Here is a 12,625-nt window from a genome sequence, read left to right as displayed (position 1 = left end):
GTCAGGAACTTCTCTACTTATGTCTGCCAGCAAACCCGAGATCGTCATCACCTATTGCACCCAATGCCAATGGCTGTTGCGCGCGGCGTGGCTGGCCCAGGAATTGTTGAGTACATTTGCCGATGACTTGGGCCGTGTGGCGCTTGAGCCAGCCACCGGCGGGGCGTTTCGCATCACCTGCGACGGTGTGCAAATTTGGGAGCGCAAGGCCGACGGCGGCTTTCCAGAGGCCAAGGTACTCAAGCAGCGCGTGCGCGACCAGATCGACCCGCAGCGCGACCTGGGGCACAACGACCGCAAAGCCTGAAGGCTACGCGGTGGCTGCCGGCTGTTTGGCCTGGCTGGCACTGCCCATCAAGCCTGAGAGCACGATGGCGACAATGATCAGCGCGCCGCCCAGCAGCATGCGCAAGGTCGGGGTTTCGGCAAACAGCAGCCAGGCCACGGTGATGCCGTAGACAGGCTCCATGGCGAACACCACCGAGGCGGTGCGCGCCTTGATCACCGCGAGGCTGGCGACAAACAAGCTATGGGCCAGGCCGGTGCAGAACACCCCGAGCAGACCGATCCACAGCCAGTCAATCGCACGTACATCCGCCAGGCCCGGTGCTGCGACTGGCAGCAGGCACGCCGCGACCACCACGTTCTGGCACAGCGCAGCCTGCACCGCCGGAATGCGCACGGAGCTGGCGCGGTTGTTCAGCGACAGCAGCGAGAACAACAGGCCCGAGAGAATCCCCCACAGCAGGCCGCCCGTGGCTTGGCTGGCGAGGTCGAAGTCTGGCGTGACCAACACCAGGCCCACCGTGACCAGCGCCACCAGCAACACTTCGTTGGCGCGAATGCGCTCACGGAAGATCAGCCCTTCAAGCATCACGGTAAAGGCCGGGAACGCGGTGAAGCCAAGGGTGGCGACGGCCACCCCGGCGACTTTGACGGCAATGAAGAAGGTCACCCAATGCGCCGCCAGCAGCACGCCACTGACCACGAGGCGACGCCAGTCGCGCATCTCCAGGGTTTTCCAGGTGGTGTTGCTGGCAAATCGCGCAAAGATCGCCAGGGCGATTACGGCAAAGGCGGCGCGGCCAAACACAATGATGGCCGGCGAGGCGGCTGCCAGCTTGCCGAAGACACCAGTGAGGCCAAACATCAGTGCGCCGATATGCAGGGCGCCAAGGGCTGAGCGGGGAGTCATTGCGATCCTTGAACCAACGGGGGTGACAGAATCGCAGTCTAGAGGGTTGCAGGCGCCGGTGTCTGTCGCGGACCTCGCGAATCTTAGCGCCAGCCTCTCATCACAATCATCCCATTAGGCAACGAATAACCTGTGGCGAGCAGGCTTGCCCTGCGTTGGGTTGCGAAGCGACCCCAAAAATGGGACTGCTGCGCAGTCCAACGCGGGGCAAGCCCGCTCGCCACAGTGACGGTGTTCGCGGTTGGGATCAGCCGCCTGGGCGGTCAGAGTTTATGCTTACGATGAGCGACGCAGCGTGCCCGGTGAGGCGCCAAACTCACGCAGCATGGCGGCAGAGAAGGCACTTTGCGAGGCGTAACCGACGCGTTCGGCAACTTCGCCAACAGGCAGCGGCGTCTCGCGCAAAAGTTTCAACGCCATGTGCAGGCGACGGCTACGCAGGTAGTCCATCGGTGTTTGCCCGCACTCGGCCATAAAACGTGCATGCAAGCGCGCCACCGAGAGGTCGGCAATACGCGCCAGATCGGCCACCTGCAACGGGCGCGCAGCGTGGCGTTCGATATGCGCATTGAACGCGGCATACGGCAAACGCTTGCCCGGTAGCGGTTGGGCCAGCGGATGATTGAGACTGGCCAGCAGCAACACCGCGCCTTGCTGGGCGATCAGCGGGTCATCCACCGGGCTGTGTGCCAGCCATTGCACCAACTGGCTTTGCCGGGCGTCCAGTGTCAGTCGCGCCGGTTGATCGAGCAGGCGGCGACTGGTGTCGGCGTGCTCGCCCAAGGACTGCGCCACCCAATGCTCGTCGGGCACATCCAGCACCAGACAGCGGCTGCCGTCGCGACTGCCGCAGGCATGGTGGGCCGAGAAGGGCAGCACCATCACGCTGCTGGCGTGCACCTGGCTGCCAAGGCCATCGACTTCCAGGTCCAGGTGCCCCGACAACCCGAACACCAGTTGGGCGTGGTCATGGCTGTGGGCGAGCGGTTCTTCGAGGTAGTGGCGCAGCGTGAGGGTCGGTCTCATCGCGGTCTCCTGGGCAGCAGGCCCGCAGTCTACAACGCTTCAAGGGCTTTGATCGCTGTCATCAGAATGACGCACAGTTGTCATGGGCTATTAACCGCCTGGGCGCAAGCTCGCGAAAACACCGTCGAGGGATGCCCATGACCAGTGCCGAGTTCGCCAAACCCAGCCGCAAACAACGGGTTCGTACCCTGTGGATCTCCGACGTGCACTTGGGCACCCGGGATTGCCAGGCCGAGCACCTGTCACAGTTCCTCAAGGGCTACCACGCCGACAAGGTCTACCTGGTCGGCGATATCATCGACGGCTGGAAAATGCGCGGCGGCATGTACTGGCCTCAGGCTCATACTAATGTGATCCGCCGCCTGCTGACCATGGCCAAGCGCGGCACCGAGGTGATCTACGTCACCGGCAACCACGACGAATTCCTGCGCCGCTACTCCAAGCTGATCCTGGGCAATATCCAGCTGGTGGACGAGGCCGTGCACGTCACTGCCGATGGCCGCCATCTCCTGGTGATTCATGGTGATCAATTTGATGTGATCACCCGATACCACCGTTGGCTGGCGTTCCTGGGCGATTCGGCCTATGAGTTCACCCTCACGCTCAACCGCTGGCTCAATCACTGGCGTGCACGGTATGGCTATGGCTACTGGTCGTTGTCGGCGTACCTGAAACACAAGGTCAAGACGGCGGTGAGTTTTATCAGCGATTTCGAAGAAGCGATCGCCCACGAAGTGACCAAGCGCGAGTTGCATGGCGTGGTGTGCGGGCATATTCACCATGCCGAGATTCGCAAGGTGGGCGAGGTGGACTACCTTAATTGCGGGGATTGGGTGGAGTCGTGCACCGCGTTGATCGAGCACTGGGATGGCAGTATCGAGTTGTATCGGTTGGCGGATGCGCAGGCTAAAGAGGCGCTGCTCAAAGCTGAGATGGTTGCGGGCTAGAAGGTTCGCACGGTCAAAAATGTGGGAGCTGGCTTGCCTGCGATGGCGGTTGTTCAGTCAACTTATTCAGTGACTGACACACCGTAATCGCAGGCAAGCCAGCTCCCACAATTTGATTGCGTTTCTTCAGTTATTTCGAGACGTCGGCGATGGCCTCGGCCAGTAATGCCAGGCGTGTCGCGTCAATACCCGCCACATTCGCCCGCCCTGAACTGACCATGTACACGCTGTGCTTCTCGCGCAGTTGCTTGACCTGCTCAGCACTCAAACCGGTATAGGAAAACATCCCGCGCTGCGCACCAATATGCGCAAACTTCTCGGCCAGCCCGTGGGGCGCCAGCGCCTCCACCAGCCCGGAGCGCAGTTGGGCAATGCGTGAACGCATGGCCTCGACTTCATCGCTCCAGCGCTTTTTCAGCTCGGCGTCGCCCAGGATGGTCGCTACCACTGCGGCGCCATGATCCGGCGGCGTCGACCACAGGTTGCGCGCGATATTCGCCAGTTGGCTGCGCACGTCCGTGAGCCTCTCGGCGTCTGCCGCGCACACGATCAGCGCGCCGACACGGTCGCTGTACAGGCCGAAGTTCTTCGAGCAGGAACTGGTGACCAGCACTTCCGGCAGCTCGGCGGCAAACAACCGTACCGCCCAGGCGTCCTGCTCCAGGCCGTCGCCAAAGCCCTGGTAGGCGAAGTCGATCAATGGCAGCAATTGCCGTTCGCGCACGATGTGCAACACCTGGCGCCAGTCGTCCTGGGACAAGTCAAAACCGGTCGGGTTATGGCAGCAGGCATGCAACAACACCACGTCGCCTGTGGGCACGGTGGCCAGCGTTGCGAGCATCGCGGCCACGTCCAGGCGGTTATCCGCGCCCACATACGGGTAATGGCTGACCTTGAGCCCGGCCTTGGCGAAGATGGTTTCGTGGATCGGCCAGGTCGGGTTGCTCAGCCACACGCCGCGGCCGGGCAAGTTTTGCGCGATAAAGTCGGCACCCAGGCGTAGCGCGCCGGTGCCGCCAGGGGTTTGCGTAGCACCGGCGCGACGTTCGCGAATCAGCGCTGAATCGGCGCCCAGCACCAGCTCACTGATCAGCGAACCGAAGGCCGCATTGCCATGGCCGCCGATATAGGTCTTGGTGGTTTGCGTGTCCACCAGGCGCTGTTCGGCCAGTTTTACCGAGTGCGGAATCGGCGTCAGGCCCTGGTCGTCCTTATACACACCCACGCCCAGGTCGAACTTGTTCGGGTTGGCGTCCTGAGCATACAGGTCCATCAGCCCGAGGATCGGGTCCCCGGGCACGCGGCCAATGGCATCAAAATGCATTACTTGCGGCCCTCGGCGTCCTTGGCCACTTCGTCGGTGCGCGCGGCCATGATGAAGTCGTTGCGGTGCAGGCCTTTGATCGAGTGGCTCCACCAGGTCACGGTGACTTTGCCCCACTCGGTGAGCAGGCCCGGGTGATGGCCTTCGGCTTCGGAGATTTCACCCATGGCGTTGGTAAAGGCCAGGGCGAACTTGAAGTTCTTGAACAGGAAAACCTTTTCCAGCTGCATCACGCCGTCGCGTACTTCGATGTTCCAGTCGGGAATCTGCTTGATCAGTACCGGCAGCTCTTCGTCGCTGACTTGTGGGGCATCGGCGCGGCAGGCTTCGCAGTGGGCTTGGTTCAAGGTGGTCATGGGGGTGTCCTGAATTCGAAAGATTGAGATCAGTGGGCGTTACCCTAAAGCAACGCGCGGCCAGGGAACAGATTCACCTGGCCTCAAAATGTAAGGTTCAAGCAGCTTCGGGTTTGGGCGGCACTGCCTTTGGGGTGAAGAGCGGCGCATGCAGACCCAACTGCATACCGCGCTCGACCATGCCCATGATGTCTTCCTGCGCCACTTCAAACAGGCGCTTAAGCTCGGGCAGTACGAAGTACAGCGGTTGCAGGATGTCGATGCGATACGGCGTACGCATTGCTTCCAGCGGGTCGAAGGCCTGGTGTTCGGGTTCATCCGACAGGCAATACACGCTTTCTTTAGGCGACGACAAGATGCCGCCACCGTAGATGCGTCGACCTTGCGGCGTGTCCACCAAACCGAATTCGATGGTCATCCAGTACAGGCGCGCCAGGTACACGCGTTGCTCTTTGGTGGCCGCGAGGCCGAGCTTGCCGTAAGTGTGGGTGAACTCGGCAAACCATGGGTTGGTCAGCAGCGGGCAGTGGCCAAAGATCTCGTGGAAAATATCCGGCTCTTGCAGATAGTCCAGTTCTTCGCGGGTGCGAATAAAGGTCGCCACCGGAAATTGCTTGCTGGCGAGCAATTCAAAGAAGGTCTGGAAGGGGATCAGTGCGGGGACGCGGGCAACTTGCCAGCCGGTGGTTTCGGCCAACACCTTGTTGATCTCACCCAGTTGCGGGATGCGGTCCAGGGGCAGGCCGAGCTTGTCGATGCCGTCCAGGTATTCCTGGCAGGCGCGCCCCTCGATCACTTTCAACTGGCGCGTGATCAGGGTGTTCCACACCGCGTGTTCTTCCGGCGGGTAGTGGATAAAACCTTGCGCATCGGGCTCGCGGGCCACGTAGTGCGTCTGCTTCATACGGCTCTCCTGCTAGGCATTCGTTCTTGTTATGTCCTGCGATGAGCCTATTGATAACGCGGAAGGCGACGGATTCCATCGGGCTCCGGTGCTTGCGCGTAGGAAAAGTTACCGTTATTCGTAAAGTTTTCGTTACGGTATGCCGGCCTCTCGTTGTCTTGGGCTGGGAAAAGGTCACAAGCTGTCACATAATCTTGACGACTATCTGCGCCCAGCGGCAAAAAGACCCGGCGCTTTCCCACCATTTGGGCTTTTTCATGCGTATTAAAGTGCACTGCCAGAACCGTATCGGCATCCTGCGGGACATTCTCAACCTGCTGGTGGAATACGGCGTCAACGTCGCCAAAGGCGAGGTAGGCGGTGAACATGGCAACGCCATTTACCTGTTTTGCCCCAACCTTGTGAACATGCAGTTCCAGGCGCTGCGCCCGCAATTCGAAGCAATTGCCGGGGTATTTGGCGTTAAAAGGGTAGGGCTGATGCCCAGCGAACGTCGGCATATGGAGCTCAATGCGCTGCTCGGCGCCCTGGAGTTTCCGGTGTTGTCGATTGATATGGGCGGCTCCATCGTCGCCGCCAACCGCGCGGCGGCGCAGTTGCTCGGGGTGCGGGTGGACGAGGTGCCGGGCATTCCGCTGTCGCGTTATGCCGAGGATTTCGACCTGCCGGAGTTGGTGCGTGCGAGCAAATCGCGCATCAACGGCTTGCGGGTCAAGGTCAAGGGTGACGTGTTTTTGGCGGACATCGCGCCGCTGCAGTCTTCCGAACACGACGACAGCCAGGCCATGGCCGGTGCCGTGCTGACCCTGCACCGTGCCGACCGTGTGGGCGAGCGTATCTACAATGTGCGCAAGCAAGAGCTGCGCGGCTTCGACAGTATTTTCCAAAGCTCCAGGGTCATGGCCGCGGTGGTGCGCGAAGCCCGGCGCATGGCGCCGCTGGATGCGCCGCTATTAATAGAAGGCGAAACCGGCACCGGCAAAGAGTTGCTGGCACGCGCTTGCCACTTGGCCAGTCCGCGCGGGCAATCGCCCTTGATGGCGCTCAATTGCGCGGGCCTGCCGGAGTCGATGGCCGAGACCGAGCTGTTCGGCTACGGCCCCGGCGCATTTGAAGGGGCGCGGGCCGAGGGCAAGTTGGGCCTGCTGGAGCTGACGGCGGGCGGTACGTTGTTTCTCGATGGCGTGGGGGAAATGAGCGCACGCTTGCAGGTGAAATTGCTGCGCTTTTTGCAGGACGGCTGCTTTCGCCGGGTGGGCAGTGATGAAGAGGTGTACCTCGATGTGCGGGTGATCTGTGCCACCCAGGTGGACCTGTCGGAACTCTGCGCCCGTGGCGAATTCCGTCAGGACCTGTATCACCGGCTCAACGTGCTGTCGCTGCATATCCCGCCGCTGCGTGAATGCCTGGATGGCCTGGCGCCGCTGGTTGAGCACTTTCTTGACCAGGCCAGCCGACAGATTGGTTGCCCGCTGCCCAAGCTGGCGCCGGCGGCGATGGACCGGCTCAGTCACTACCATTGGCCGGGCAATGTGCGGCAGTTGGAAAACGTGTTGTTTCAGGCGGTGTCGTTGTGCGACGGCGGCATGGTCAAGGCTGAGCATATTCGCCTGCCGGATTATGGGGTGCGCCAGCCCCTTGGGGATTTTTCCCTGGAAGGCGGGTTGGAGAACATCGTTGGGCGGTTTGAAAAGGCGGTGCTGGAGGCTTTGTACGCCGAGCACCCGAGCAGTCGGCAGTTGGGTAAGCGCCTAGGCGTGTCGCACACCACGATCGCGAATAAGTTGCGTGATTACGAAATTCTGAAGAATGAACGCGGTTAAACCTGTGGGAGCTGGCTTGCCTGCGATGACGGTGGGTCAGTTGGCTCATGTGTCGCTGATACACCGCTATCGCAGGCAAGCCAGCTCCCACAGTTGATCTTTGTCGTCCTTAAGACCGGTGCTTGCCGCAGGCGGCAGTAGTCCGCCGTTTTTTCGACTCTATCCCTGCCACCTAATCTCTAAGCCTGCCCGCAAACCCCCGCCGTACATGGACTTCAATCTATTTTCAAAAGTTGGTTCGCAAATTGCTTAAGCCTCATCAGAGCAACGGTGGGCGGCAAGCGTCCGTCAGAAAGAGGATAGAGCGTGGACAAGTACCTTTATGTGGCAATGACCGGCGCCAGCCAGAATGCACTGGCGCAAAAGGCCCATGCCAACAATCTGGCGAACATTTCCACCAACGGTTTCCAACGGGACCTGGAGCAGGCGCGTTCGATGCCGGTGTTCGGTGACAGCTTTCCGGCGCGGGCATTCGCCATGACCGAACGGCCGGGCACCGACTTCTCCCAGGGCGCCATGATTGAAACCGGTCGCGACCTCGATGTGGCGGTCAGCGGTGACGGCTGGATGGCCGTGCAAACCCCGGATGGCGGCGAAGCCTACGTGCGCAGCGCCAGCATGAATGTGGATGCGTTGGGCGTGTTGCGTGCCGGCAACGGCATGCCGGTGATGGGCAACGGTGGCCCGATTGCCGTGCCGCCCGAGCAGAAAATCGAAGTGGGCGCCGACGGCACCATCAGCATCCGCGCCATGGGCGAAGGCCCACGCGTGATGGCTGAAGTGGACCGCATCAAGCTGGTCCAGCCCGACCTCAAGAACATGACCAAGGGCCTGGATGGCGCCATCCATACCAAGGATGGCAAACCGGCCCAGGCCGACGCGAACGTGCGGCTGACCTCGGGTTTCCTGCAGGCGAGCAACGTCAATGCGGTGGAAGAAATGACCGCCGTGCTGTCGCTCTCCAAGCAGTTCGAACTGCACATCAAGATGATGAACAGCGCTAAAGAAGACGACCAGGCCATGACCCGCGTTCTGTCGATGAGCTGATTGCCGGTTTACTGAAGACTAATTTTGCAGCACAGCGCCAACAAACAGGCGCACGAAGGAGAACACTATGCTTCCGGCTCTATGGGTTGCCAAAACAGGTTTGGCCGCGCAGGACACCAACCTGACCACCATCTCCAACAACTTGGCGAACGTGTCGACCACGGGGTTCAAACGTGATCGCGCCGAGTTCCAGGACTTGCTTTATCAGATCAAGCGCCAGCCAGGCGCCCAGTCGACCCAGGACAGCGAACTGCCGTCGGGCCTGCAACTGGGTACCGGTGTGCAGATCGTCGGCACCCAGAAGAACTTCAGCGCCGGTAACCTGCAGCAAACCAACCAGCCGCTGGACATGGCCATCAACGGCCGGGGTTTCTTCCAGATCCTGCAGCCGGATGGCACTACTTCCTACACCCGTGACGGTACTTTTCACCTGGACTCCAATGGCCAGATCGTCACCGCCAACGGCTTCGCGCTGGAGCCGGCTGTGGTGGTTCCAGCCGATGCCAAGACCTTTACCGTCGGCACCGACGGCACCGTGTCCATCACCGTGGCCGGCAACCCGGCGTCGCAAGTGATCGGCAACCTGCAAACCGCCGACTTCATCAACCCGGCCGGCCTGCAGGCCATGGGTAACAACCTGTTCCTGGAAACCGCCTCCAGCGGCGCGCCGCAAATCGGCACGCCAGGTCTCAACGGCTTCGGTACCACCCTGCAGCAAACCCTGGAAACCTCCAACGTCAGCACGGTTGAGGAGATGGTCAACATGATCACCACCCAACGCGCCTACGAGATGAACTCCAAGGTGATTTCCACCGCCGACCAGATGCTTTCGTTCGTAACGCAGAATCTGTAATCAAGTCTATGGGGCGCCTTTTGCGGCGCCTGCAACACCGTGAGGTAAGGGTCATGAATCGCTATGTTTCTGTTCTGGCATTGAGTGGGATCGCCGTGCTCGCGGGCTGTGTCGCCCCGACGCCAAAACCCAATGACCCGTACTACGCGCCGGTGTTGCCGCGCACGCCGTTGCCGGCGGCGGCCAACAATGGCTCGATTTACCAGGCCGGTTTCGAACAGAACCTGTACAGCGACCGCAAGGCCTTCCGTGTGGGTGACATCATCACTATCACGTTGAACGAGAAGACCCAGGCCAGCAAGAATGCCAACTCGCAGATCGGCAAGACCAGCAAGACCGGCATCGGCCTGACCTCGCTGTTTGGTGGCGGCCTGACCACCAATAACCCTTTGGGCGATGGCGACCTGAGCCTCAACGCCGGTTACAGCGGCGACCGTGCCACCAATGGCAAGAGCGCGGCGGGGCAGGGCAACAGCCTGACCGGTTCGATCACCGTAACGGTGGCGGATGTATTGCCCAACGGCATCATCGCCGTACGCGGTGAAAAGTGGATGACCCTCAACACCGGCGACGAGCTGGTGCGTATCGCGGGCATGGTGCGTGCCGATGATATTTCCACCGACAACACCGTGCCGTCCACGCGCATTGCCGATGCACGCATTACCTACTCGGGTACGGGTTCGTTTGCTGATGCGAGTCAGCCGGGCTGGTTCGACCGTTTCTTCCTTAGCCCGCTGTTCCCTTTCTAGGTGGCCATTTTGAACCTCAAACAGCTGATGGCTGCCGCGTTATTGCTGGCCTTGAGCGCAGGGGCACACGCCGAGCGGTTGAAAGACATCGCCAGTATTTCCGGCGTGCGCTCCAACCAATTGATCGGCTACGGCCTGGTAGTGGGGCTCAACGGGACAGGTGACCAGACCACCCAGACGCCGTTTACCCTGCAGACCTTCAACAATATGCTCTCGCAGTTCGGCATCAAGGTGCCGCCTGGGTCGGGCAACGTGCAGCTCAAGAACGTCGCGGCCGTGTCGATCAGTGCCGACTTGCCGGCGTTCTCCAAGCCGGGCCAGGTGGTGGATATCACCGTGTCCTCCATCGGTAACTCGAAAAGCCTGCGTGGCGGCACCTTGCTGATGACGCCGCTCAAAGGTATCGACGGCAACGTCTACGCCATTGCCCAGGGCAACCTGGTGGTCGGCGGTTTTGACGCCGAGGGCCGTGACGGCTCGAAAATCACTGTGAACGTACCATCGGCCGGCCGCATTCCCGGTGGCGCCACGGTTGAGCGCACCGTGCCCAGCGGTTTCAACCAGGGCAACAGCCTGACCCTGAACCTCAACCGCTCGGACTTCACCACCGCCAAGCGTGTGGTCGACAAGATCAACGACATGCTCGGCCCTGGCGTAGCACAAGCCATCGACGGCGGCTCGATCCGTGTGACGGCGCCGCTCGACCCAAGCCAGCGTGTCGACTACCTGTCGATCCTGGAAAACCTTGAAGTCGACCCGGGCCAGGCAGTGGCCAAAGTCATCATCAACTCGCGCACCGGCACCATCGTGATCGGCCAGAACGTCAAGGTGTCGCCAGCGGCGGTCACCCACGGCAGCCTGACCGTGACCATCACCGAAGACCCGATCGTCAGCCAGCCCGGGCCGCTGTCCAATGGCCAGACGGCAGTGGTACCGCGCTCGCGGGTCAATGCCCAGCAAGAAGCCAAGCCGATGTTCAAATTCGGCCCCGGCACCACCCTGGATGAGATTGTCCGTGCGGTGAACCAGGTGGGCGCAGCGCCCGGCGACTTGATGGCGATTCTCGAAGCTTTGAAACAGGCCGGCGCCTTGCAAGCCGACCTGATCGTGATCTAAGGCCATGGCCATGGATATGCACAAAAGCGGGTTCACCAGCACGGCGGATTCGGGGTCTTACTCCGACCTCAACCGGCTGAACCAGCTCAAGGTCGGCGCCGACAAGAACAGCGAAGGCAACATGCGCAAAGTGGCGCAGGAGTTCGAGTCGCTGTTCCTGAGCGAGATGCTCAAGTCCATGCGTTCGGCCACCGAGGCGCTGGGCAAGGACAACCCGCTGAACACCCCGGCTGCCAAGCAGTACCAGGAAATGTACGACCAGCAGTTGGCGGTCTCGATGTCCCGCGAAGGCGGCGGTATCGGTTTGGCTGATGTGCTGATGCGCCAGATGCAGAAGAACAAGCCGGTCGAGGCGCAGTCCTCGACCTTGCAAGGCCCGGCGGCGGCCGAGCCGGTCAAGGCCAAGAAGGTTGATGTGCCGACTGAAATCGGCGCCGGCACCCTGGCTAATGGCCCGTTGGGGCGCTCCAATGGCCAGCGGCCGTTGTGGGCTTACCGCGTTGCAGAGCCGCAAGGCGCCAGTGCGCACACCAACGACATGGAACTGATGAACCAGCGCCGCATGGCGTTGCCGAGCAAGCTGACCGATCGCCTGCTGGCCGGTATCGTGCCGAGCACTCAGCCCGCCACGCAGGCCGCGAGTGCGCCACTGCGTAACAGCGCCGCCACCGATAACGTGGTCAACAGCACCGCGCGGAACTTTGCCGTGCCGAGCGGGCGCATGCAGGTCTATGGCCGAGCGATTGCCCAGCCACCGCTGGCGCCGGCGAAAAAAGCCTTCAGCTCGCAGGATGAATTTGTCGCCACCATGCTGCCGATGGCCAAGGCGGCCGCCGCGCGCATCGGCGTGGATCCCAAGTACCTGGTGGCCCAGGCCGCGCTGGAAACCGGCTGGGGTAAATCGGTGATGCGCGCCGAGGACGGCAGCAGCAGCCACAACCTGTTCGGCATCAAGGCCGGGCAGAGCTGGCAGGGCGGCCAGGCGCGTGCAATCACCAGCGAGTTTCGTGATGGGTCGATGGTCAAGGAAACGGCGCAATTTCGCTCCTACAACTCCTACCAGGACAGCTTCCACGACCTCGTGACATTGCTGCAAAGCAATGATCGCTATAAAGAAGTTGTGAAATCAGCCGACAACCCGGAACAGTTTGTACGCGAGTTGCAAAAAGCCGGATATGCAACCGATCCGGACTACGCCAGCAAGATTTCGCAGATCGCCAAAACGATGAACAGTTACCAGAATTTCGCTGCCGCTGGCGCAACCACACATTTATAAGGTCTGAAC

The 12,625-nt window shown here is 61.3% G+C and carries 13 protein-coding genes; 8 read left to right on the top strand and 5 right to left on the bottom strand.

Translation table 11 applies throughout. The annotated features are described in order from the left end of the window. The first annotated feature begins 19 nt into the window (after nt 1–19). The gene (locus HX790_RS07660; RefSeq protein WP_017134913.1) at nt 20–307 is read left to right on the top strand and encodes a SelT/SelW/SelH family protein; all 288 of its coding nucleotides are present in this window, start codon (nt 20–22) and stop codon (nt 305–307) included. A 3-nt stretch (nt 308–310) separates the two neighbouring features. Here the strand turns inward: HX790_RS07660 and HX790_RS07655 are convergent, their stop codons facing one another. Together HX790_RS07655 and HX790_RS07650 are read right to left on the bottom strand one after the other, a co-directional pair. Beyond that, nucleotides 311–1,195 carry a DMT family transporter gene (locus HX790_RS07655; protein WP_017134914.1) on the bottom strand — a complete coding sequence of 295 codons (885 nt, stop codon included), beginning with the start codon at nt 1,193–1,195 and terminating at the stop codon, nt 311–313. Between the two features lie 276 nt (nt 1,196–1,471). Next, nucleotides 1,472–2,221 (bottom strand): helix-turn-helix domain-containing protein, encoded by a 750-nt coding sequence (locus HX790_RS07650; protein ID WP_017134915.1) that lies wholly within the window; start codon nt 2,219–2,221, stop codon nt 1,472–1,474. 137 nt (nt 2,222–2,358) lie between these two features. On the opposite strand from HX790_RS07650, the gene HX790_RS07645 reads away from it, so the two are divergent. Next, nucleotides 2,359–3,168, top strand: a complete 810-nt coding sequence (locus tag HX790_RS07645; RefSeq protein ID WP_017134916.1) for a UDP-2,3-diacylglucosamine diphosphatase — start codon at nt 2,359–2,361, stop codon at nt 3,166–3,168. A gap of 130 nt (nt 3,169–3,298) precedes the next feature. Here the strand turns inward: HX790_RS07645 and HX790_RS07640 are convergent, their stop codons facing one another. The 3 genes from HX790_RS07640 to phhA form a co-directional block, all read right to left on the bottom strand. Beyond that, nucleotides 3,299–4,492, bottom strand: coding sequence for an amino acid aminotransferase (locus HX790_RS07640; RefSeq protein WP_017134917.1), 1,194 nt, complete (start codon nt 4,490–4,492; stop codon nt 3,299–3,301). Beyond that, complete coding sequence (locus HX790_RS07635; RefSeq protein ID WP_017134918.1) at nt 4,492–4,848, bottom strand: 4a-hydroxytetrahydrobiopterin dehydratase; 357 nt, start codon at nt 4,846–4,848, stop codon at nt 4,492–4,494. The genes HX790_RS07640 and HX790_RS07635 overlap by 1 nt, the downstream gene beginning before the upstream one ends. Before the next feature lie 97 nt (nt 4,849–4,945). Beyond that, nucleotides 4,946–5,752 carry a phenylalanine 4-monooxygenase gene (gene phhA, locus HX790_RS07630; protein WP_017134919.1) on the bottom strand — a complete coding sequence of 269 codons (807 nt, stop codon included), beginning with the start codon at nt 5,750–5,752 and terminating at the stop codon, nt 4,946–4,948. Nucleotides 5,753–6,009: 257 nt separating this feature from the next. Between phhA and HX790_RS07625 the strand changes: the two genes are divergently transcribed. The 6 genes from HX790_RS07625 to flgJ all read left to right on the top strand — a co-directional run bounded on the left by HX790_RS07625 (nt 6,010) and on the right by flgJ (nt 12,616). Then, on the top strand, nt 6,010–7,575 hold the full coding sequence (locus HX790_RS07625) for a sigma-54-dependent transcriptional regulator (RefSeq protein ID WP_176991396.1): 1,566 nt from the start codon (nt 6,010–6,012) through the stop codon (nt 7,573–7,575). Nucleotides 7,576–7,881: 306 nt separating this feature from the next. Continuing rightward, a complete protein-coding gene (locus tag HX790_RS07620) occupies nt 7,882–8,622 on the top strand; it encodes a flagellar basal body rod protein FlgF (protein ID WP_017134921.1) in 741 nt (246 codons plus the stop codon). A gap of 67 nt (nt 8,623–8,689) precedes the next feature. Then, nucleotides 8,690–9,475, top strand: coding sequence for a flagellar basal-body rod protein FlgG (flgG, locus tag HX790_RS07615; RefSeq protein ID WP_056859743.1), 786 nt, complete (start codon nt 8,690–8,692; stop codon nt 9,473–9,475). Nucleotides 9,476–9,528: 53 nt separating this feature from the next. Further along, nucleotides 9,529–10,224, top strand: a complete 696-nt coding sequence (flgH, locus tag HX790_RS07610) for a flagellar basal body L-ring protein FlgH (protein WP_017134923.1) — start codon at nt 9,529–9,531, stop codon at nt 10,222–10,224. A gap of 27 nt (nt 10,225–10,251) precedes the next feature. Beyond that, nucleotides 10,252–11,340 carry a flagellar basal body P-ring protein FlgI gene (locus tag HX790_RS07605; protein WP_225933067.1) on the top strand — a complete coding sequence of 363 codons (1,089 nt, stop codon included), beginning with the start codon at nt 10,252–10,254 and terminating at the stop codon, nt 11,338–11,340. A gap of 4 nt (nt 11,341–11,344) precedes the next feature. After that, entirely contained in the window at nt 11,345–12,616 is a 1,272-nt protein-coding gene (flgJ, locus tag HX790_RS07600; protein WP_032865398.1) for a flagellar assembly peptidoglycan hydrolase FlgJ, read from the top strand. The last annotated feature ends 9 nt before the right edge of the window (nt 12,617–12,625 follow it).

It is taken from the genome of Pseudomonas sp. IPO3747 (assembly GCF_013385245.1).
In the GTDB taxonomy this organism is placed as follows: domain Bacteria; phylum Pseudomonadota; class Gammaproteobacteria; order Pseudomonadales; family Pseudomonadaceae; genus Aquipseudomonas; species Aquipseudomonas edaphica.
This window is presented reverse-complemented; position numbering and strand designations above follow the sequence as displayed.